Source organism: Streptomyces sp. NPDC001292 (assembly GCF_042896465.1).
Classification (GTDB): Bacteria; Actinomycetota; Actinomycetes; order Streptomycetales; family Streptomycetaceae; genus Streptomyces.
This window is the reverse complement of the sequence record NZ_JBIAXG010000002.1, coordinates 77,015-98,085: the sequence shown is the minus strand read 5'-3', so window position 1 is coordinate 98,085 and position 21,071 is coordinate 77,015. Positions and strand designations below refer to the sequence as shown.

The window sequence follows — 21,071 nt, the reverse complement described above, 5'->3', positions numbered from 1 at the left end:
GGGAGGGGAAGAGGCCGTGCCCCCCTTGCATACGGATGTCAGCCCGCGGCCTTCTCGACGAACTCGGTGGTGTACGTCTTGCTCAGGTCCACGTCGGCGTTCTGGATGTTGGGGTTGAACGCCTTGAGCACCTTCTCCACGGTCTCCGGGCCGTTCTGAGGCATGACGCCGTCCGTGGTGAACATCGGCAGCGTGCTCTTGATCGCCTCCGCGTAGAGCTTCTTGTTGCCCTGGGAGTAGTCGGCGGGCATCTTGGCGGCGATCTCGTCGGCGCTGTGGGTGGACATCCACTTGAGCGTCTTGACGAACGCGTTGGCCAGCTTCTGGACGGTCTCCTTGTGGCTGTTGACCCAGTCCGTCTGCATGTACAGGCTGGACGACGGGTACGGGCCGCCGAGCGCCTCCTGCGAGCCCTCGGGCGTCCGCATGTCGACGAGGATCTTGCCCGCCTTCTTGTCCAGGATCGTCGCGACGGTCGGATCGGTCGTCATACCGCCGTCGATGGAGCCCTGCTCCAGCGCGGAGATGAAGGTCGGTCCCGCGCCGACGGCGACCGGGCTGAACTCGCTGATCTTCACACCGTTCTTGACCGCCAGGTACTTGGTGAGGAAGTCGGTCGAGGAGCCGAGGCCGGTGACGCCGAGCTTCTTGCCCTTGAAGTCCTTCGGTGAAGTGATCTTGCCCGCCGCCTTGTTGGAGACGACCTCCACCTCGCCGGGCGCGTGCGAGAACTGCACCACGGACTCGACGTACTTGCCCTTGGTCTGGAGGTCCAGGGTGTGGTCGTAGAAGCCGACGGCGCCCTGGACCTGACCGGAGACGAGCGCGGTCTCGGCCTGGACACCGGCGGGCTCGCTCAGCAGTTGGACGTCCAGGCCCTCCTCGGTGAAGTAGCCGAGGCGCTGGGTGAGCATCGCGGGCATGTAGATGACCTTGTCCAGGCCGCCCACCATGATCTTGACCTTCTCGCCCTTGCCGCCGCCCCCGCCGCTGCCGGTGTCGGAGGTGGAGCTCGCCGCGTCGTTGGCGCAGGCGGTGAGGGAGGACAGGGCGAGCAGGCCGGCGGCGGCCGAGGCGGCGAATCTGGCGGTCTTGCGCATGACGGTTCACGTCCTTGTGAGAGGCGGTGCGGGGAGAGGAAGAGCTTCGTTACGGGGCCGGTACGGCAGTGGGCCGTCAGTCCCCGGAGTCCGCCGGCTTCCAGCGGAAGATGCGGCGCTCGGCGAAGGTGAGCAGGCCCTCGGCGACGAGCGCGACGGCGGCGAGGATGACCATCGCGGCGTACACACCGGCCGCGTTGAAGGTGCCCTGGGACTGCGCGACGAGCAGTCCGATGCCCTTGGTGGCGCCGATGTACTCGCCGACGATCGCGCCGATGAGGGCGAAGCCGAAGCTGACGTGCAGGCTGGTGAAGATCCAGGAGGTGGCGGAGGGGATGACCACCTGGAGGGTCACCCTGCGGTCGCTGGCGCCGAGGATCCGCGCGTTGGCGACCAGGTTGCGGTCGACCTCGCGGGCCCCCTGGAAGGCGTTGAAGAACACCGGGAAGAAGACCAGGACCACGGCGGAGGCGACCTTGGAGGCCGGTCCGAGCCCGAACCAGATCACGAAGATCGGGGCGAGGACGATCCGCGGGATCGAGTTGAGCACCTTGATGTAGGGGCCGAGGACATCGGCGAGGAAGGTGATGCGGCCCAGCGCGATGCCGAGGATCACACCGGCCACCACACCGAACACCCAGCCGAGCAGCGCCTCGTAGAGCGTGTACCAGATCTGCTCGCCCAGCGAGCCGAGTGCGGTGCCGTGCGTGATCCAGGTCCAGATCTGGTCCCAGATCTTCGAGGGCATGGAGAAGTTGAACGGGTCGATGACCTTGGCCCGGGAGAGCGCCTCCCACAGGCCGAGCACGGCCACCAGCAGCAGGACGCGGCCGGAGAGGACGATCGCCCTGCGCCTGCGGGCGGCGCGGGCCCGGGAGTGGGTGCGGTCGGTCGTCTTGGCCGTGTCGACGACCGGAGTGCTGAGGACCTCAGGCGACATGAGCGGCACCTCTTTCACGGGTGATGCGGACCTCTTCGCCGAGCGACTCCCAGATCTCGCGGTAGATGTCGATGAACTCCGTCTGCAGGCGCACCTGCTCGACCTTGCGCGGCCGCGGCAGGCCGATGTCGAAGACCTGCTTCACGGTCGCGGGGCCGGCGGTCATGACGACGACCTTGTCGGCCAGGGCGATGGCCTCCTCCAGGTCGTGGGTGACGAAGACGACCGAGGCGCCCGTGCCCTCCCACAGTTCCAGGAGCTCGTCCGACATCAGCGCCCGCGTCTGCACGTCGAGCGCCGAGAAGGGTTCGTCCATCAGCAGGATCTCGGGGTCGTTGACGAAGGTGGCGGCGAGGGCGACGCGCTTGCGCTGGCCGCCGGAGAGCTGGTGCGGGTAGCGGTCCTCGAAGTCGGCGAGTCCGACCCTGGCCAGCCAGGCGCGGGCCTTCTCCTTCGCCTCGGCCTTCGGCACGCCGCGGAATCGCGGCCCGGCCATCACGTTGGACAGCACCGAGCGCCAGGGGAAGGTGGCGTCCTGCTGGAAGACGAAGCCGACCTTGCCGCCGACGCCCTGCACCGGCTCGCCGGCCACCAGCACGTCACCCTCGGTGGGCTCCTCCAGCCCGCTGACCAGTGTCAGGGTGGTCGACTTGCCGCAGCCGGTGGGGCCGACCACGGCCACGAACTCGCCGCGCCGCACGGTGAGGTCGAGGTCCCTGACGGCCGTGTGCAGGCCCCCGGACGGGGTCCTGAACGTCTTGCTCGCGCCCCGCAGTTCGATGGCGGGGCTGGTGTCTGCGCTCATGGCCGGGACGGTAGATGTGGCCCCGGCCACAGCAGCAGTCTTCTGGGCGCAAGCCGTTCTTTTGCTCGCAAGCACCTGTTGTGCTCGTTTTGCGCGCGCTACAACAACGGAGCCGAACAACGGCTCAACGCCCGCATGGCCTTGAGGGAAAGAGGCCCGATGATTGACGTCCTGGTGGTCGACGACGACTTCCGTGTCGCCGAGATCAACGCCAAGTACGTGGGAAAGGTTCCCGGTTTCCGGGTGGCCGCCCGCGCGCACAGTGCTGCACAGGCCCTGTCCACGGTGCAGCGCGGTGGCATGGACCTGGTCCTGCTCGACCACTACCTGCCCGATCGCACGGGTCTCGAGCTCGTCCACCGCATGCGGGAACAGGGCATCGGCACCGACGTCATCATGATCACGGCGGCCGGCGACGTGGCGACCGTCCAGCAGGCGATGCGCCTGGGCGCCCTGCACTATCTGGTCAAACCGTTCACCTTCGCCGCGCTGCGTACCCGCCTGGAGTCCTACGCCGCCCTGCGCCGCACCGTCGACCGCGTCGGCGGGCGCGGCGTCACCGGGCAGGAGCAGGTGGACCGGATCTTCGGCGCCCTGCGCACCGCGCCCGCACCCGCGTCCCCGGGGCTGCCCAGCGGCCACTCGGAACCGACGACGGACCTCATCTGCGGTGTCCTGCACCGCGCCGACCAGCCCCTGTCCGCCCACGAGGTGGCCGCCCGCACCGGCCTGAGCCGCTCCACCGCCCAGCGCTACCTGCGCCACCTGGAGCAGGCCGGACGCCTCCGCCTGTCCCTGAAGTACGGCGACACGGGGCGGCCGGAGCACCGCTACGCCTGGGTGGCGCCCTAGCCCGGCCCAGGGCCGCACGACGGTGCGGGGGTACGGCGGTACGGCGGTACGGCGGTACGGCGGTACGGCGGTACGGCGGTACGGCGGTACGGCGGTACGGCGGTACGGCGGTACGGCGGTACGGGAAACGACGGTGCGGCGCCGGACGTCGCTACACGGCCCCCGCACCCGTCAGCGACCGCACCTCCGTCTCGGCGTGCTTGGCCTCGTCCGGCACCTCGGTGGAGGTGACGGTGCCCAGCCAGCCGGCGAGGAATCCCAGCGGGACGGAGACGATGCCGGGGTTCTCCAGCGGGAAGAACTGGAAGTCGACGCCTGGGAACAGCGCGTCGGGGCTGCCGGAGACCACCGGGGACAGCACGACGAGCCCGAGCGCGGGAACCAGCCCGCCGTACACGGCCCACACGGCGCCGCGGGGCGTGAAACCGCGCCAGAACAGGGAGTACAGCAGCACCGGCAGGTTCGCCGAGGCGGCGACGGCGAACGCGAGCCCCACCAGGAAGGCCACGTTGAGGTTGCGGGCGAGCAGACCGAGAGCGATCGCGACCACGCCGATGCCGACCGCGGCGACGCGCGCCACGGCCACCTCGCTGCGCTGCCGGGCACCGCGGCGCCGCAGCGACGCGTAAAGGTCATGGGCCACCGACGCCGAGGAGGCGAGCGTGATTCCGGCGACCACCGCGAGGATCGTGGCGAAGGCGACCGCGGCCACCACCGCGAACAGGACCGTCCCCGCCGTGGAGTCGGCGCCGCCGCCGAGGTCGAGGGCCAGCAGCGGGACCGCCGTGTTCCCGGCCGCGTTGGAGCCTCGCAGGGCGTCCGGTCCGACGATCGCGGCCGCGCCGAAGCCGAGGACGATCGCCATCAGGTAGAAGCCGCCGATCAGCCCGATGGACCAGATCACCGAGCGCCGGGCGGCCCGCGCGGTCGGCACGGTGTAGAAGCGGGACAGGATGTGCGGCAGCCCCGCCGTGCCGAGCACCAGCGCCAGTCCGAGACTGATGAAGTCCAGGCGCGCGGTCAGGTCTCCGCCGTACCTCAGCCCGGGCACCAGGAAGGCGTCCCCGTGGCCGCTGCGCTCGGCCGCGGTGAGCAGCAGCCGGTCGATGTCGCCGTGGAACCTGACCAGGACGAGCACGGTCAGCACGACGGTGCCGCCCAGCATCAGGACCGCCTTGACGATCTGGATCCAGGTGGTGGCCCGCATCCCTCCCAACGACACGTAGATCACCATCAGCGCGCCGACGCCGACGACGGTCCAGGCCTGCGCCCCTGAGCCGCACCGGCCCAGGAGCAGCGCCACCAGACTGCCCGCCCCCACCATCTGCGCCACCAGGTACAGAACGGACACGGTGACCGAGGAGGTTCCCGCCGCGATCCGCGCCGACCGCTCGCTCGTCCGCGCCGCGACCACGTCGGCGAGCGTGAACCGCCCGCAGTTGCGGACCAGTTCGGCGACGAGGAAGAGCACGACCAGCCAGGCCACCAAGAAGCCCACCACGTACAGCACCCCGTCGTAGCCGAACAGGGCGATCAGTCCGGGGACTCCCAGGAAGGAGGCGGCCGACGCGTAGTCTCCCGCGACGGCAAAACCGTTCTCCATGGGCGAGAACAGCCGCCCGCCCGCGTAGAACTCCTCCGCCGATCCGCGCCGGTTGCGGCTCACCCAGGTGGTGATCCCCAGGGTGACCGCCACGAACACGCTGAACAGCACCAGCGCCAGCGTCTGGTGGTTGCCCGTCACGAGGCATCACCGCGCACCCCGCGCGTCAGCTCCTGTGTGTCCCAGCGCAGTTCGAGCGCCGCCCGGTCCCTGCGCAGCCGTGCGTGCCGGGCGTAGGCCCAGGCGAGGAGGAAGGTGCTGAGGAACTGCCCGAGGCCCGCCAGCATCCCCACGTTCACCGCGCCCGCCACCGGCCGCGCCATGAACCCCGGCGCGGTCGTCGCGGTCACGACGTAGCCCACGTACCAGACGAGGAAGAGGGCGACCGCCGGCATCACGAACCTCCGGTACCGACTGCGCACCTCCTGGAACGCCGCGCTGCGCTGCACCTCGAGGTACGCCTGGGCCGCCGCACCGGCCCCCGGCCCGGTCTGCCCCTCCCGGCGAGCCGCCGGTACCGGTGCGGTGGGAACTCCCGTGCCGTCGCCGTCACCCCAGCCGGAGGCCAGCGCGTCGTACCAGGGGTCGCGGTACCTGATGTCCTCGGGCTCCGGGTCCTGGCCTTCGTCGGTCCCGGGCACGTTCCCGGGACCGCCCCCGCCAGCGCGGAAGCGGTCGTTGCTTGACTGCATGCCCAAGGATGGACAGAACCGGAAGTTCCCTGACTTCTCTTCCCTCCGCTCTTCACCCCATCAGGTGACTCACCCCGTCGGTGGCCGCGCCGGCACCGACACGTCGGCGCGGGCCCCACCCGAAGGGAAGGCCCGCGCCGAAAGGGTGCCGGAAGGGATCGGCGCCTAGGCGTCGATGCGCGAGCGGTCCAGGGTCGCGGCCGAGCTCGCGATGAACTCCTTGCGGGGTGCCACGTCGTTGCCCATCAGGAGGTCGAAGACCTGCTCGGCGGCCTCCAGGTCGGAGAGGTTGATCCGGCGCAGGGTGCGGTGGCGCGGGTCCATGGTGGTCTCGGCGAGCTGGTCGGCGTCCATCTCGCCGAGGCCCTTGTAGCGCTGGATCGAGTCCTTGTACCGCACGCCCTTGCTCTGGAACTCCAGCAGCTTGTCGCGCAGTTCGCGGTCCGAGTAGGTGTAGACGTACTTGTCCTGGCCCTTCTTCGGCTGGATCAGCTCGATGCGGTGCAGCGGCGGCACCGCGGCGAACACCCGGCCCGCCTCGACCATGGGACGCATGTAGCGGTGGAACAGCGTCAGGAGCAGGGTCCGGATGTGGGAGCCGTCCACGTCGGCGTCGGTCATCATGATGATCTTGCCGTAGCGGGCCGTGTCCAGGTCGAAGGTGCGGCCCGAGCCGGCTCCTATCACCTGGATGATCGCGCCGCACTCGGCGTTCTTCAGCATGTCCGTGACGGACGACTTCTGTACGTTGAGGATCTTGCCGCGGATGGGCAGCAGCGCCTGGAACTCGGAGTTCCTCGCCAGCTTCGCCGTACCGAGCGCGGAGTCGCCCTCGACGATGAACAGTTCGCTGCGATCGACGTCGTCACTGCGGCAGTCGGCGAGCTTGGCCGGCAGCGAGGAGGACTCCAGGGCCGTCTTCCGGCGCTGCGCGTCCTTGTGCTGGCGGGCGGCGATGCGCGTGCGGGCCGCGGCGACGGCCTTCTCCAGCACCACGCGCGCCTGCTGTGCGGCATCACGCTTGGTGGAGGTCAGGAACGCCTTGAGCTCCTTGGTGACGACGTTGTTCACGATGCGGCGGGCCGCGGAGGTGCCGAGGACCTCCTTGGTCTGACCCTCGAACTGGGGCTCGGCCAGGCGGACCGTGACGACCGCGGTGAGGCCCTCCAGGGCGTCGTCCTTGACGATGTCGTCCTCGGCGACGCGCAGCATCTTCTTGGCGCGAAGCACCTCGTTCATGGTCTTGGCGACGGCCTGCTCGAAGCCGGCCACGTGCGTGCCGCCCTTGGGGGTGGCGATGATGTTGACGAAGGACCGCAGGGTGGTGTCGTAGCCGGTCCCCCAGCGCAACGCGACGTCCACGCCGAGCTCGCGGGTGACCTCGGTCGGCGTCATCTGCCCGTGGTCGTCGAGGACCGGGACGGTCTCCTTGAAGGTCCCGTGCCCGGTGAAGCGGAGGACGTCGCAGACCGCCCTGTCGCTTGCCAGGTACTCGCAGAACTCGCTGATGCCGCCGTCGTAGCGGAAGGACTCCTCGCCCTTGCTGCCGCCCTCGCCGAGGCCGTACTCGTCACGGACGATGATGGTCAGTCCGGGCACCAGGAACGCCGTCTGGCGGGCGCGCTGGTGCAGGGTCTCGAGGGAGAGCTTGGCGTCCTTGAGGAAGATCTGGCGGTCGGCCCAGTAGCGCACGCGGGTGCCGCTGCGGGTCTTGGGGATCTTCTTGGCCTTGCGCAGGCCGCTCCCGGGCTCGAACTTGGCGTCGGGTCCGCCCGCCGTGAACGCGCCGGGCACGCCGCGCCGGAAGCTGATGGCGTGGGTGTGGCCGCCGCGGTCCACCTCCACGTCCAGCCGGGCGGACAAGGCGTTGACCACGGAGGCGCCGACGCCGTGCAGACCGCCGGAGGCGGCGTACGAGCCGCCGCCGAACTTGCCGCCCGCGTGCAGCTTGGTCATCACGACCTCGACGCCGGACAGGCCCGTCTTGGGCTCGACGTCGACCGGGATGCCGCGGCCGTTGTCCCGCACCTCCACCGAGCCGTCGTCGTGGAGGACGACCTCGATGTGGTCGCAGTAGCCGCCGAGGGCCTCGTCGACGGAGTTGTCGATGATCTCCCACAGGCAGTGCATCAGACCGCGGCTGTCGGTCGAGCCGATGTACATGCCCGGGCGCTTGCGCACGGCTTCGAGCCCCTCGAGGACCAGCAGGTGCCGAGCGGTGTAGTTGGAACCGTCGCGGTCTGCTCCTGCCAGCAGCGCTGTGGACGGCACGGACGTCTCGGCGGTCACGCGGTTCGCTCCTCGCTGAATTTCAATGTGGGGCCCTGATGGGACGGGCACGGCTTGGGTAGCCGCTCAGAGGGTACCGAGGCCTGGTAGAGCCCTTGTAACGCAACCCTCGGCAGGAACCCAGACTAGTAGAGAGTCGCATACACGTTCGATCCTTCATCCGAGTGAAGCACATATCACGTTCCCTTCGAGGCATGAACCATTTAGGCTCCGGGCACGTCCTCCTGAACAACCGGCAACCCGGCCGGGGAGGACCGACCATGACCGACAGCGCGAACCCGTACGACACATAGACACGCAATACGGCACATTCGCCGCCAAACCGGCAGCAGCCACCGGCCCGGAAAAGATTTTTCGAGGAAAAGCCACGATCGGGAACGTTTGGGGCTGGTTGGATGTTGACCCTGGTACGACAGCTCGTCGAGCTAGAGAAGAGGCGACGTGACTACTGTTCTGACCCCCGCGAGCCCGCTGACGGCCGCTGATCGCTGCGACCGCTGCGGCGCCCAGGCGTACCTGCGGGTCGTCCTGCTGAGCGGCGGAGAACTGCTCTTCTGCGCCCACCACGGTCGCAAGTTCGAGCCAGAACTCAAGAAGATCGCCGCTGAGATACAGGACGAGACCGAGCGCCTGACCTCCATTCCGGCGAACGCCTCCGACGAAGAGCGCTGACATCCCGCCCGACGAGCGAGTTCCGGCACAGGCCGGCGAACGGGCGGTCGCTCCTGGCACCCAGGAGCGACCGCCCGTCCTCGTGACCCGCGACGCCGGTCAGGACTCGCCGGACGACAGGTGCGGCGCCTTCGTGTCGGCCCGGCCCAGCGCCCGGACCACCTCGGACACGCGCGTGTAGACGCCGGGTCTCCCGGCGCGCCCGCAGCCGCTCCCCCACGACACAACCCCGATCAGCCGCCCCTGCGCGACCAGCGGGCCCCCGCTGTCCCCCTGGCACGCGTCCCGGCCCCCAGCGTTCTCCCCCGCGCACAACATGCTCCGGGGCTGGTACGTGCCCTCACTGCCGCCCGGATAGGCCTGTTGGCACTCCGCGTCGCGCAGGACGTGGACGGACGCGGCATGCAGGCTGTGGGTATAGGCGGCGGTGCCCGTGGTGTCCCCCCATCCGTAGACCGTGGCGCTCGTGCCCGGCGTGTACACCGGGTCGCCCGCGCCCGCCATGGGGATGACGGCACTTTGCGGCAAGGGCTCGGCAAGAGTGAGCACGGCGAAGTCACCGGCATTGGTGGTGGGGTCGTAGTGCGGATTGACCCAGGTGGCACGCACGGAGACCTCCTTGCCCTGATTCGAGAGCAGATTCGTACGCCCCGTGATCACCTTCAGATCCGGCGTCGGTGGCGCGCCCACTACCTCTCTGGACAGACAGTGGGCCGCGGTGAGCACCGCGGTACGGCCGATGGCCACGCCCCCGCAGAACTGCCCCGCCCGGGTGCCTCCGAACCGGTCACGACTGGAGAGCGCCACGGTCCACGGACTCTGCGAGACATCGACAGGGAAACCGCCGATGACAACGCTGTCGGCGGCGACGGGTGCCGCTGCGGCCAGCGGTATCGCGGCTCCCGCGGCCACCAGGACCAGCGGCCCGATCAGGGCACGGGCAATACGGCGTCGCATGGATGCTCCTCACTCTCGGACGATCACGGAACACCCAGAGTCATGCAGAGTGGCGCGACGCGCAGCACGAAGGCCCGGTCCCCACAGGGGAACCGGGCCCTCGGTGTCATACGACCGGACCAGTCGAAGTACCCGACTAGTCGAGGTAGTCGCGCAGCACCTGCGACCGCGACGGGTGGCGCAGCTTGGACATGGTCTTGGACTCGATCTGGCGGATCCGCTCACGGGTGACGCCGTAGACCTTGCCGATCTCGTCGAGGGTCTTCGGCTGCCCGTCGGTGAGACCGAAGCGCATGGAGACGACGCCGGCCTCGCGCTCGGACAGGGTGTCGAGGACCGAGTGCAGCTGCTCCTGCAGCAGCGTGAAGCTGACCGCGTCGGCCGGGACGACCGCCTCGGAGTCCTCGATGAGGTCACCGAACTCGCTGTCGCCGTCCTCACCCAGCGGGGTGTGCAGGGAGATGGGCTCGCGGCCGTACTTCTGGACCTCGATGACCTTCTCCGGGGTCATGTCGAGTTCCTTGGCCAGCTCCTCCGGGGTGGGCTCGCGGCCCAGGTCCTGGAGCATCTGGCGCTGCACGCGCGCGAGCTTGTTGATGACCTCGACCATGTGCACCGGGATACGGATGGTGCGGGCCTGGTCGGCCATCGCGCGGGTGATCGCCTGACGGATCCACCAGGTGGCGTACGTGGAGAACTTGTAGCCCTTGGTGTAGTCGAACTTCTCCACCGCGCGGATCAGACCGAGGTTGCCCTCCTGGATGAGGTCCAGGAAGAGCATGCCGCGGCCGGTGTAGCGCTTGGCCAGGGAGACCACCAGACGGAGGTTGGCCTCCAGGAGGTGGTTCTTGGCACGGCGGCCGTCCTCGGCGATGATCTCCAGCTCGCGCTTGAGCTTGGGAGCGAGCTTGTCGGCGTTCGCCAGCTTGTCCTCGGCGAAGAGGCCCGCCTCGATGCGCTTGGCCAGCTCCACCTCCTGCTCGGCGTTGAGCAGGGGGACCTTGCCGATCTGCTTGAGGTAGTCCTTCACCGGGTCGGCGGTGGCGCCGGCCGCGGCGACCTGCTGCGCGGGCGCGTCGTCCTCGTCCTCGTCGGAGAGCACGAAGCCGGCGCTCTCGGCGCCCTCGGGCTCCTCCGCGCCCTTGGCCTCCTCGAGGACCTCGTCCTCGAGCAGCTCGACGTCGTCCTTCTTGGCGGCGGTGGTCTTCTTGGCTGCCGTCTTCTTGGCGGCCGTCGTCTTCTTGGCCGCCGTCTTCTTGGCGGCGGTCGTCTTCTTGGCAGCGGCCTTCTTCGCGGGGGCCTCTTCCTCGACGAGCGCGTCGGCGGCGGGCGCCGCCGGAGCAGCGGTGGCGGTGGCCTTCCTGGTGGTCACCGTCTTCGCCGCGACCGTCTTGGTGGCGGTGCGCTTGGCCGGACTCTTCGCTGCGACGCTCTTTCGGGTGCGCTTGTTGGGCTCCGCGGCACTGACCATCAGCGTCACACCCTCTTCCTCGAGGATCTGGTTGAGGCTGCGCAGTACGTTCTTCCACTGAGTGGCCGGAATCTGGTCAGCTTCGAAGGCCCGACGCACATCGTCGCCGGCGATCTGCCCCTCAGCCTTTCCCCGCTCAATGAGCGCCATGACAGAGACGGACTCGGCGATCTCCGGCGGGAGCGTACGGGATGTGCTGGCCGACACGAACAACCTCTCGGAACGTTGGAAAACGGCTTCCGGCCCCGTCCATCGTGGACAGGAGCCGACCACCGGCCTGGGGATTGGGCCGACGGCGCGGGCGGGGGCCGGGAAGTTGCACAGCGCCGTGTACGGCATCCGTATTCCCTCCGCGGCTGTCACCTCTTAGGTCATCGCGTTGCACCCAGGAGTGTTACGCCCAATCTGCGTGGCCCCAGTCACACCCCGTAAGTGCGTAAAAACGGTCAGAGGTGAGCAGATGGAGTGGGGTGGCCGCCACGGACACGACCCACCCGCGGCTTGCCGATCACACCCGCGGCCCGCCCCGGTCGCGTGCGGTCCCCGCCGGTTCGCGGAGGGATCCGCGCCCGCAGCCGGCCGGCGAACCGCCTCTCGCAGGATCCCGCCGGAGGACGGCAGGGCCTGGGCCGTGCCGCCCACGCAGGGACCGATGCTCGAGCGGTTCAGTGCTCGCGCGGTGCGGGGACCACCCGCTCGACCTCGGGGTGCACCGTGAGCAGTTGGCGCATGGCGCTTTCCGCCGCGGTGCCGTCGCCGCCCGAGACCGCGTCGACGATCCGGGCATGCAGCGCCAGGGAGGCCTCGCTCGGCCGGTCGCAGCCCGTGACGGGGCCACCGGACACCTGGAGGGCGGCCGAGACGATCCCGGAGAGGTGCTCCAGCATCCGATTGCCCGCGATCTGAATGAGCAGCGAGTGGAACTCGGCATCCGCGCGGGAGAAAGTGAGCGCGTCGCCCTGCCCCAGGGCGTGCCCCATGATCTCGACCATGTCGGACAGGCGCTGCTGGACGTCCTCGCGCCCGCGCCCGGCGGCGAGACGAGCGGCGAGCGGCTCGATCGTCCAGCGCAGTTCGCTGAGCTCGCGGCGCTGGTCGTCGCGCTGCGGCCCGAAGGCCCGCCACTCGATGATGTCCGGGTCGAGGAGATTCCAGTCGCTGACCGGGCGCACCCGCGTACCGACGTTCGGGCGGGCGCTGACCAGGCCCTTGGCCTCCAGGACGCGGAGCGACTCGCGGACGACGGTGCGGGAGACCTCGAAGCGCTGGCCGATCTCCTCGGGCACCAGCGGGCGGTCGGCGCCCAGGTCCCCGGAGACGATCATCTGACCCAGTTGCTGGACGAGTTGGCCGTGCAGTCCGCGGCCGCGGCTGCCCGCGGCACGCCGGCCCACGCGCCCCAGTTCCGGGTCGACTCCCTCCCAGGGGGGGCTCGCGACGCGGTCGGGGGCGGGCGCCTCGGCGTAGGGGTAACGGTCGAGTTCGCCCGGGCCGACGAGGCCGGAGTCTGCGGAGCGGGCGGCGGTCATCATGGTGTGCGCAAGGGTACTCACGGATCCTTTGTCGGCGTCGTCTCCAACTCCCTTGAGGTCTTTGGTGAAAAGCACACGAAAGGGTGATCGCTCACTTCGTCGCAATTGACGCCTTATCGGAAAGAAATGGGCTCTCCCTGGGAAGTTGCGTGCGGAGCCCGACCGAAAGGGAGCGAACCACTGTCATCGGGTCCGGCTCCGCAGAACGGTCAGCAGGTACGCGCACAGCAGCGTGGTGAGTGTCAACGCCAGGGCGCCGCCCACGGGTTGGGCAATCATCCGCGCCGCGGCGGCCAGGTAGCGGTCACCGCCGAAGGGCCACTGGAGCAGGAAGACCTGGCGCAGCCGGGCGGGAAGACCAATGGCGTTCCACGCCTTCCCTCCCATCGCCTTCTGCACCAGGGGTACGACCAGCACCGGTACGGCGAGCACGGCCGCGAGCCCTGCCGTGGTGGACCGGAACACCCCCGCGGCCAGCACGCCGACCCAGGCGCATCCCACCACGAGGCCGGTCCAACTCACGCTCAGCGAGAGCCAGTCGCCCGGAACCTGGGTGAGTTCCTGCCCGTAAACGGCATAGAGCACTTCGGCATTGCAGCCGACCGAGAGGAGGGCGAGCATCAGCGCGGTCGCGGTGGCCACGACCAGCTTCGCCGTGAGCAGTCCGAGCCGACGGGGGACGGTGCCCCGGTCCGCCGCCAACGCGGGGTGGCGGAACTCGTCGCCGAAGGCGAGCGCGCCGAGCAGCCCGGCCCCGAGCGCCGCCGGCGGCAGGGGCAGTTGCCGCGGCCATGCCGCGAGCAGCCGGGGCTGAGGGGCGTGGCCCATCCTCCCCATGATCAGGACCGTGAGGGCGGAGCAGACGAGGACGGCGGCACTGACGAGGAAGCCGGTGCGGATACCGGCGGCCCGGCGCAGTTCATAACGCAGCGGGCGCAGGGGGCTGGGGCCGGAGCGGACGGAGATGAGAGGTGGGAGGGGAGACGAGGCATCGGCGGTGGCGGTTTCCGCAGGGCGGGGGGTGGGGATCGAGGGCTGCGCGGGTGCGGGGCATCCGATCGCGGGGTGCCCATTCGTGGGGTGCTCGGCCGCAGGGTGCCCGGTCGAAGGGTTTCCGGCCGCGGCATGCGCGGCCATCGGCTGCGCGGCCCCGGGTTGGCCGGGTCGCATGGTCGTCGCGGCGGCTCCGTCAGGAGCTTCAGCACGCGCAGACGGATCTTTGGAGGGCGAGGAGGCTCTGGCGGCGGCGAGGGCGGCGGGGGCGGCGGCTCTGGCCTCGGAACCGGCGGCCGAGTCGCGGGCTTCGGGGGCGGTGGTCGAGTCGCGGGCTTCGGGGGCGGTGGTCGAGTCGCGGGCTTCGGAACCGGCGGCCGAGTCGCGGGCTTCGGAACCGGCGGCCGAGTCGCGGGCTTCGGAACCGGCGGCCGAGCCGGGAGCCAGGGAAGCGGTGGCAGGGGTCCGGTCAGGGCCGGCGGCAGGTCCCGGCGGCTGGGAACCATTGGTGCGGGCCGGACCGCCGGGGCTGATGATGGGCCCCGAAGCAGCGGCGCCGGTGAGGGCAACCGGGTCGTCGGGGTGGCCGGTGATGTCCGGGCCATCGGAACCGGTCGTGAGATCCGGGCCGTCGGGACGAGTGGGGGGTGCCTCTTCGCCGGGGCCGGCCGCCGGGAGCCGGCTTCCCGCGTGAACCCCGGGGGAAGCCACCTTCGCCCGCAGATCCAGGGGTGCGCCAAGCCCGTGCGCGGTGCCGGACGCGCTGTCGGGACGGGGAGTGACGGACGGCGTCCCGCGCGTGGCGACGGAGGGCATCGCGCCGGGATGGGCGAGGGACGCCGCGGCGGAACCCGCGCGGCCGGTCGTGTCCTCGGGCAACCCGGCGACGGACGGCTCCCCTGGGCAGGTGGCAACGGGCGCCCCCTCCAGGCGCCTGGTGACGGACGGCTCCTCCGGACGCGTGGTGACGGGTGGCTCCTTCGGGCGCGGGCTGACGGAACCGCCGCCTGCGGGCGAAGGGGCGTACGCGCTCTCTTCGCCCCCCGCGAGGCGCGCACCCTCGGAGCGCGGGACGGCTGCGGCGCTCGCCGTGAGAGCGGCCGCGGACGGCTGCCTCTTCCCGGCGGCCGGTACGACGGCGGGCGGCCGCCGCCCGTCGGGGGTCGCCGTCACCATGGCCTCGGCCCGGAGCTCCTCGGCCGGGGCCGCCGGTGGCGTTGAACCGGCACCGGCGCCCATGTCACCGACTTCGTCGGCGAGTTGGTGGATGAGGATGCCGTGGCGGAACGCGGCCTCACCGACATCGGCACACGTACTGCCGTAGACGGACAGTCGGTTGCCGGTCTCGCGTACGACTTCGACGGAGCGGCGGGCGGTACGGGCCTCCTTGGCCAAGAGGGCGCCGAGGCGGGCGGCGTGCGGGCTGCGCACGGTGACTCGGGGACGCAACCGGTGGCGGGCGAAGTCCGCGGCCTCCTGATCGGCGACGAGCCTGCCGCGTTCAAGCGTGACGACGCGGTCGGCGGTGCGGGCCGCCTCCTTGGGGTCGGCCGTGGTGAACAGGACCGTACCGCCTTGGTTCGCGTGGGCCCGCAGCACACCGTGCAGCCAACGGCTTTCCCGTGCTGACAGTCTGTCGGCGGGGGCGTCGAGCACCAGCGAGTGCGGATCGGCCAGCAGCACGCAGGCCAGGCCCAGCCGGCGGTCCATACTCCGGGACAGAGTGCCCAGGCGCTCGTCTCGGAAGCTGACGAGCCCGACGACCTCGAGGACTTCGTCGGCGCGCCGTGCCGGAAGACCCGCCGCGGCGCACAGCATGCGCAGATGGCCACGGACCGTGCGTACGGGGTGTCCCGGGACGTCGCCCAGGAGAACGCCGACCTCGCGCGAGGGCTGGGCGATGCGGTGCAGAGGGCGGCCCCTGAAGTAGGTGATGCCGCAGCCCCGTTGGAGTTCGAGCATGAGTCTGAGCGTCGTCGTCTTGCCCGAGCCCGCCGTTCCGAGGAGCGCGGTGACACGGCCCGCGCGCGCTTCGAAGGAGACGTCGTCGACGGACGGCGGAAGGTCCTTACGGGAATCGCTGGTCAGTCCGAAGGCCTGGATCACCCGCAGCAAGATAGCGCGTCATGTCCGGTTTTTTCGGGTATCACGCCTCGCAATCGGCAACCGTCGGCGTTACTCGGCTCCTTCCTCTCAATGGGCAACAGGATCGGTTCTGGGGGGCCCGGCATCCGACTTGGCGAACACGCCGGCTCACAGCGGCGACAGGCGGAAGGGGGTCAGACCTCCGGGCGCAGCATCGGCGGGTTGAGCAGGGTGGCTCCGCCGGCCCGGAAGAGCTGGGCCGGCCGGCCACCCTGGCGGGTGGTCGTCCCTCCGGTCGGCACGAGGAAGCCCGGGGTGCCCGTCACCTTGCGGTGGAAGTTGCGCGGGTCGAGGGCCACGCCCCACACCCCCTCGTAAACACGGCGCAGTTCACCGACGGTGAACTCGGGCGGACAGAACGCGGTCGCCAGCGAGGAGTACTCGATCTTCGAGCGGGCCCGTTCCACTCCGTCCGCGAGGATCTGGGCGTGATCGAAGGCCAGCGGCGCCACCGGCTCTCCGTCGCGGCCGTAGCCGCCCTGTTGCAGCAACTCGTCCACGGGCGCCCAACGGGCGTGCTCGGCATCGCCGCCCGCCCGAGGCGCGGGCAGGTCGGGAGCCAGGGCGAGGTGAGCGACGCTGACTACCCTCATCCGCGGGTCACGCTTGGGGTCGCCGTAGGTCGCGAGCTGCTCCAGGTGCGCGCCGTTGTCCTGGACCGGGGCGAACGGGTCGTGCACGCACAGTCCGGTCTCCTCGGCCAGCTCCCGTGCCGCCGCCTGCGCCAGGTCCTCGTCGGCCCGTACGAAGCCTCCGGGAAGTGCCCACCGGCCCTGGAACGGCGGCTCACCCCTGCGAACCGCCAGCGCGCACAGGGAATGGCGGCGCACGGTCAGCACGACCAGGTCCACGGTGACGGCGAAAGGCGGAAAGGCTGACGGGTCGTAGGGCATGCCGCGATCATAGTCGTCTGCCTGACGATAAGCACTCCCTTCGCCGGTCGCATCGATGGCTGATCCGCATCGGTCCTCCGCTCCCGTGCGAGCCCCGCGGGCGTTCGTTCACGGGTGCCTCTCGGTGGCGCCGCTCCCCCGGTCGGCACCCGGCCTGTCGGCGCCGCGGCGACGCGGACCACCTCGTCCCGAAGTGCGCGTACGCGGACGACCCGGCGCCCTGGAGGGACCCGGGCATGCGCCGTCGGTCCGCGAGGTCGCGGGGCGCGACCCGGCCGGGACGGATTCGCCCACGCGCGTCCGGCGGCAACGGCGGGACACGGGGTCCGGCCCGGCCGGCACAGCGCCGCCACCGGCTTCGCTCACTTCGTGCGGCACCGCGGCGCCCCTGTCGCCCACAGTGGCCGTGTCGCCCCTGGGGGCCGGTTCGTCCTGCGGGGTCTCGGCCACGACCGCTTCCGCGACGGCACCGGCGTCCGCGACCGTCGACCGTGCGCGTCCACGGCGCTCCGCGCGCAGGCAGCGCCGGACCGACTCGGGGTCCAGCCCCTCGTTGCAGGCCTGGTGCAGGAGGCGGGCGAAGAGGTAGTCGGGGTCCGCGCCCAGCGCCATGGCCAGGGCCTCCCGCGCCTCCAGCTGGTCCCCGGCCGACCAGGCCACCCAGCCGGCGAGGGTCAGGGGCGCCGCGGCGTGCTCCCCGTACGGGCCGACGCAACGGCGGGCGAGCGCCCGCCACAGCCGCAGTGCCGGCTCGGCCTCGTCACCCTCCATCCACTCCGCCGCACGGTCCCGTGTCGTACGGTCCTGGAGGCCCAGGATCAGCGATGCCGCTTCCTCGTGGTCGAGCAGTTGGTCGTCACGGAGGTCCGCACGGGCGGCACCGGGCACGAAGGGCGCCTCGGCGAACCGGGTCATGACGCGCTCGGCGAGTTTCAGGGTCTCCTCGGCCACCGACCCGCGCTCGGCCTCGTCGAGGATCCTGGGCACCAGGGACAGGCCGGCGGCGTCCAGGGCGATCTCCTGTTCCAGGGCCGCGGCGGTCTCCCAGGGCAGCAGCCTGGCCCGCAGCTCCTTCAGGCTGCCTCTGACCTGGATGCCGGCGTACGCCGCCGCGGCGGCCAGCACGGAGGTGCCGGGCAGTCCCATGGGCAGCCCTTCGTCGGGGCAGCATCCGTCGGTCGGGCAGCAGTACGACCAGAAGCGCCCGCCGGAGATGCACAGCGCCTCGATCACGGGGACGTCGAGGCGGCCGCATTCCGTACGCAGTTTCTGGGCCAGCGGCTCCAGCCGCCGCACGACGTCCCGGCCCGACTCGCCCGCCGCCGGCTCCTGGCAGAGGAAGGCCACCATCTGCCCAGGCTTGGCACCCCTGCGCTCGCTGCCCGTGATCAGGCCGTGGGCCAGCTGACGGGCGGCGAAGGGCCAGTCGTCCCTGCTGGCGGGAATGCCGAGCCGGGCACGGCCACCGAACCGGCCGCGCCCGCCCCGGTCGTTCAGCGCGACCAGGACGATGCTGTCCTCGGGGCGGTACCCGAGCAGATACGGCAGGGCGTCGGCAAGCTCGGCCGGGGTGCGGAGGGTGACCTGGTGTTCGGGGGCGGATCCGTCGTACGCGATGTCACCGTTTTCGAAGGATCCAGTGGTTTCGCTGTGATTCGTCATGTGCCGACGATCTCGCGGAATGCAAAAGTCCGCTTGACCCTGTGGACAACTCTGGACGAGGACACGTCAGCCCTGGCCCGCGCTCCGGCTCCGCCCCGCCGAACGCCGGCTCCCGACCGCCCCGGGCTTTCCCGGTTGTCAGTGCCGTCCTGTTGTATGGGACGCATGGAGCACACGAGCAACGCCGGCCTCCGGAAGGCGGCCGACGCGGTCCTCGCCCGCCTGGTCGCCGACGGCACGGGCACGGCCCGACTGCGCGAGGACCAGTGGAAGGCGATCGAGGCCCTGGTCGCCGACCGGCGCCGAGCCCTGGTCGTGCAGCGCACCGGCTGGGGCAAGTCCGCGGTCTATTTCGTGGCCACCTCCCTGCTCCGGGCCCGCGGAAGCGGCCCCACCGTGATCGTCTCCCCGCTGCTCGCCCTCATGCGCAACCAGGTCGAGGCCGCGGCGCGCGCCGGCATCCACGCCCGGACGATCAACTCGGCGAACACCGAGGAGTGGGACACCGTTCAGGGCGAGATCGCCGAAGGGGCGGTCGACGTCCTCCTGGTCAGCCCCGAGCGGCTCAACAACCCGGACTTCCGCGACCAGGTCCTGCCCAAGCTCGCCGCGGCGACGGGACTCCTCGTGGTGGACGAGGCGCACTGCATCTCCGACTGGGGCCACGACTTCCGCCCGGACTACCGGCGGCTGCGCACCATGCTCACCGAGCTCCCGCCCGGCGTCCCCGTCCTCGCCACCACCGCCACCGCCAACGCGCGCGTGACCGCGGACGTCGCGGAACAGCTGGGGACCGGCGACGCCTTCGACACCCTGGTGCTGCGTGGTCCGCTGGACCGGGAGAGCCTCAGCCTGAGCGTGCTGCGGCTGCCGGACGCCGCGCACCGGATGGCCTGGCTCGCCGACCACCTCGGCGAACTGCCGGGTTCCGGAATCGTCTACACGCTCACGGTGGCCGCGGCCGAGGAGGTCACCGCCTTCCTGCGGCAGCGCGGCCACACGGTCGCGTCCTACACGGGCAAGACGGAGAACGCCGACCGGCAGCAGGCCGAGGAGGATCTCCTCGCGAACAAGGTCAAGGCCCTGGTCGCCACCTCGGCGCTGGGCATGGGCTTCGACAAGCCCGACCTCGGCTTCGTCGTGCACCTCGGGTCGCCGTCCTCCCCCATCGCCTACTACCAGCAGGTGGGCCGCGCGGGCCGCGGCGTGGAGCACGCCGAGGTGCTCCTGCTTCCCGGGAAGGAGGACGAGGCGATCTGGGAGTACTTCGCGTCGCTCGCCTTCCCCTCCGAGGATCTGGTGCGCCGCACCCTCGACGTGCTCGCCCGCGCGGAGGGGCCGCTGTCGCTGCCCGCCCTGGAGCCCCTGGTCGAGCTGCGCCGTTCCCGGCTGGAGGCGATGCTCAAGGTGCTCGACGTGGACGGAGCGGTCAAGCGGGTCAAGGGCGGCTGGATCGCGACCGGCCGGCCGTGGACGTACGACGCGCAGCGGTACGAGTGGGTCGCGCGGCAGCGGGAGGCCGAGCAGCAGGCGATGCGCGAGTACGCGGCGTCGACGGGCTGCCGGATGGAGTTCCTGCAACGCCGGCTCGACGACGACAGCGCCAGGTCCTGCGGCCGCTGCGACAACTGCGCGGGCGCCCGCTTCACCGCGGACACCTCCACCGCGGCGGTGGACGCCGCGCGCGTGGACCTCGGCCGGGCCGGTGTGGAGGTGCAGCCGCGCCGTATGTGGCCGACGGGCCTGCCGGCGGTCGGCGTCGATCTCAGGGGGCGGATCCCGGCCAGTGAACAGGCCGCTGAGGGACGGGCTTTGGGACGTCTCTCGGACATCGGCTGGGGCAACCGGCTGCGGCCGATGCTCGCGCACCACGCACCCGACGTGCCCCTGCCGGAGGACGTGGCGCGTGCCGTGGTGGGTGTGCTGGCCGACTGGGCGAAAGGCCCCGGCGGCTGGGCCCCGGGCACGGTGGACGCGCGGCCGCGCCCGGTCGGCGTCGTCACCATGCCCTCTCGCACCCGGCCCCGGCTGATCCACTCCCTGGGCGCGCACATCGCGGAGGTCGGCCGCCTGCCGCTACTGGGCGGCGTGGAGTACACGCCGGACGCGCCGCGGGTGCCGCGTAGCAACAGCGCCCAGCGTCTGAAGGCGCTGGACGGGGCGCTGACCGTACCACCCGCCCTGGTCTCCGCCCTTGCCGCCAACCCCGGCCCGGTGCTGCTCGTGGACGACTTCACCGAGACCGGCTGGACCCTCGCGGTCGCCGCCCGTCTGCTGAGAAAGACCGGCACACAGGCGGTGATGCCGCTGGTCCTGGCGGTGCAGGGCTGATGGGACACGTCTGCGGCCCACGTGCACGACGCGGGCGGCCCCAGGAGTCGCGGGGCGAGCACCGGGTAGGGATATAAGCCATGGGCCGCCCGATAACGGCCGGTGCCCTCAATTGCTCGTTGCCGCATCCAAGT

General features: G+C 71.0%; 15 protein-coding genes. 3 read left to right on the top strand and 12 right to left on the bottom strand.

The window, feature by feature from the left end:
- Positions 1 to 38 precede the first annotated feature (38 nt).
- The 3 genes from ACFY4A_RS03155 to ACFY4A_RS03145 form a co-directional block, all read right to left on the bottom strand.
- Positions 39 to 1,100 carry an ABC transporter substrate-binding protein gene (locus tag ACFY4A_RS03155; RefSeq protein ID WP_390827709.1) on the bottom strand — a complete coding sequence of 354 codons (1,062 nt, stop codon included), beginning with the start codon at positions 1,098 to 1,100 and terminating at the stop codon, positions 39 to 41.
- 76 nt (positions 1,101 to 1,176) lie between these two features.
- On the bottom strand, positions 1,177 to 2,040 hold the full coding sequence (locus ACFY4A_RS03150; RefSeq protein ID WP_390827708.1) for an ABC transporter permease: 864 nt from the start codon (positions 2,038 to 2,040) through the stop codon (positions 1,177 to 1,179).
- A complete protein-coding gene (locus ACFY4A_RS03145) occupies positions 2,030 to 2,845 on the bottom strand; it encodes an ABC transporter ATP-binding protein (RefSeq protein WP_390827707.1) in 816 nt (271 codons plus the stop codon). Before ACFY4A_RS03145 ends, ACFY4A_RS03150 begins: the two co-directional genes overlap by 11 nt.
- Positions 2,846 to 3,004: 159 nt before the next feature.
- On the opposite strand from ACFY4A_RS03145, the gene ACFY4A_RS03140 reads away from it, so the two are divergent.
- Positions 3,005 to 3,697: a response regulator gene (locus ACFY4A_RS03140; RefSeq protein ID WP_390827706.1), complete on the top strand. Its 693-nt coding sequence runs from the start codon at positions 3,005 to 3,007 to the stop codon at positions 3,695 to 3,697.
- 151 nt (positions 3,698 to 3,848) lie between these two features.
- Here ACFY4A_RS03140 and ACFY4A_RS03135 read toward each other — a convergent pair whose 3' ends face one another.
- From ACFY4A_RS03135 to ACFY4A_RS03125, 3 genes are all read right to left on the bottom strand, one after another.
- Positions 3,849 to 5,441, bottom strand: coding sequence for a cation acetate symporter (locus ACFY4A_RS03135; RefSeq protein WP_390827705.1), 1,593 nt, complete (start codon positions 5,439 to 5,441; stop codon positions 3,849 to 3,851).
- Positions 5,438 to 5,992 carry a DUF485 domain-containing protein gene (locus tag ACFY4A_RS03130; protein WP_390827704.1) on the bottom strand — a complete coding sequence of 185 codons (555 nt, stop codon included), beginning with the start codon at positions 5,990 to 5,992 and terminating at the stop codon, positions 5,438 to 5,440. Before ACFY4A_RS03130 ends, ACFY4A_RS03135 begins: the two co-directional genes overlap by 4 nt.
- 165 nt (positions 5,993 to 6,157) lie before the next feature.
- On the bottom strand, positions 6,158 to 8,281 hold the full coding sequence (locus ACFY4A_RS03125) for a type IIA DNA topoisomerase subunit B (RefSeq protein ID WP_390827703.1): 2,124 nt from the start codon (positions 8,279 to 8,281) through the stop codon (positions 6,158 to 6,160).
- A 441-nt stretch (positions 8,282 to 8,722) separates the two neighbouring features.
- On the opposite strand from ACFY4A_RS03125, the gene ACFY4A_RS03120 reads away from it, so the two are divergent.
- Positions 8,723 to 8,953, top strand: coding sequence for a hypothetical protein (locus tag ACFY4A_RS03120; RefSeq protein WP_390827702.1), 231 nt, complete (start codon positions 8,723 to 8,725; stop codon positions 8,951 to 8,953).
- Between the two features lie 99 nt (positions 8,954 to 9,052).
- Here ACFY4A_RS03120 and ACFY4A_RS03115 read toward each other — a convergent pair whose 3' ends face one another.
- From ACFY4A_RS03115 to ACFY4A_RS03090, 6 genes are all read right to left on the bottom strand, one after another.
- Positions 9,053 to 9,910 (bottom strand): serine protease, encoded by an 858-nt coding sequence (locus tag ACFY4A_RS03115; RefSeq protein ID WP_390827701.1) that lies wholly within the window; start codon positions 9,908 to 9,910, stop codon positions 9,053 to 9,055.
- A 136-nt stretch (positions 9,911 to 10,046) separates the two neighbouring features.
- The gene (locus tag ACFY4A_RS03110) at positions 10,047 to 11,588 is read right to left on the bottom strand and encodes an RNA polymerase sigma factor (RefSeq protein WP_390827700.1); all 1,542 of its coding nucleotides are present in this window, start codon (positions 11,586 to 11,588) and stop codon (positions 10,047 to 10,049) included.
- A 458-nt stretch (positions 11,589 to 12,046) separates the two neighbouring features.
- The gene (locus tag ACFY4A_RS03105; protein ID WP_390827699.1) at positions 12,047 to 12,934 is read right to left on the bottom strand and encodes a FadR/GntR family transcriptional regulator; all 888 of its coding nucleotides are present in this window, start codon (positions 12,932 to 12,934) and stop codon (positions 12,047 to 12,049) included.
- A 162-nt stretch (positions 12,935 to 13,096) separates the two neighbouring features.
- Positions 13,097 to 16,012: an ATP-binding cassette domain-containing protein gene (locus ACFY4A_RS03100; RefSeq protein WP_390827698.1), complete on the bottom strand. Its 2,916-nt coding sequence runs from the start codon at positions 16,010 to 16,012 to the stop codon at positions 13,097 to 13,099.
- A gap of 173 nt (positions 16,013 to 16,185) precedes the next feature.
- The gene (locus tag ACFY4A_RS03095; protein ID WP_390827697.1) at positions 16,186 to 16,944 is read right to left on the bottom strand and encodes an NUDIX domain-containing protein; all 759 of its coding nucleotides are present in this window, start codon (positions 16,942 to 16,944) and stop codon (positions 16,186 to 16,188) included.
- Positions 16,945 to 17,052: 108 nt separating this feature from the next.
- Positions 17,053 to 18,606, bottom strand: a complete 1,554-nt coding sequence (locus ACFY4A_RS03090) for a DUF4192 domain-containing protein (protein WP_390827696.1) — start codon at positions 18,604 to 18,606, stop codon at positions 17,053 to 17,055.
- Between the two features lie 165 nt (positions 18,607 to 18,771).
- Here ACFY4A_RS03090 and ACFY4A_RS03085 point away from each other — a divergent pair, with 165 nt between their 5' ends.
- A complete protein-coding gene (locus tag ACFY4A_RS03085) occupies positions 18,772 to 20,937 on the top strand; it encodes a RecQ family ATP-dependent DNA helicase (RefSeq protein ID WP_390827694.1) in 2,166 nt (721 codons plus the stop codon).
- Positions 20,938 to 21,071 lie beyond the last annotated feature (134 nt).

Bases quoted from the DNA above. Each gene is read 5' to 3' on its own strand.
- ACFY4A_RS03155 (WP_390827709.1), bottom strand. From the start codon at position 1,100: ATGCGCAAGACCGCCAGATTCGCCGCCTCGGCCGCCGCCGGCCTGCTC.
- ACFY4A_RS03150 (WP_390827708.1), bottom strand. From the start codon at position 2,040: ATGTCGCCTGAGGTCCTCAGCACTCCGGTCGTCGACACGGCCAAGACG.
- ACFY4A_RS03145 (WP_390827707.1), bottom strand. From the start codon at position 2,845: ATGAGCGCAGACACCAGCCCCGCCATCGAACTGCGGGGCGCGAGCAAG.
- ACFY4A_RS03140 (WP_390827706.1), top strand. From the start codon at position 3,005: ATGATTGACGTCCTGGTGGTCGACGACGACTTCCGTGTCGCCGAGATC.
- ACFY4A_RS03130 (WP_390827704.1), bottom strand. From the start codon at position 5,992: ATGCAGTCAAGCAACGACCGCTTCCGCGCTGGCGGGGGCGGTCCCGGG.
- ACFY4A_RS03115 (WP_390827701.1), bottom strand. From the start codon at position 9,910: ATGCGACGCCGTATTGCCCGTGCCCTGATCGGGCCGCTGGTCCTGGTG.
- ACFY4A_RS03095 (WP_390827697.1), bottom strand. From the start codon at position 16,944: ATGCCCTACGACCCGTCAGCCTTTCCGCCTTTCGCCGTCACCGTGGAC.
- ACFY4A_RS03090 (WP_390827696.1), bottom strand. From the start codon at position 18,606: ATGACGAATCACAGCGAAACCACTGGATCCTTCGAAAACGGTGACATC.
- ACFY4A_RS03085 (WP_390827694.1), top strand. From the start codon at position 18,772: ATGGAGCACACGAGCAACGCCGGCCTCCGGAAGGCGGCCGACGCGGTC.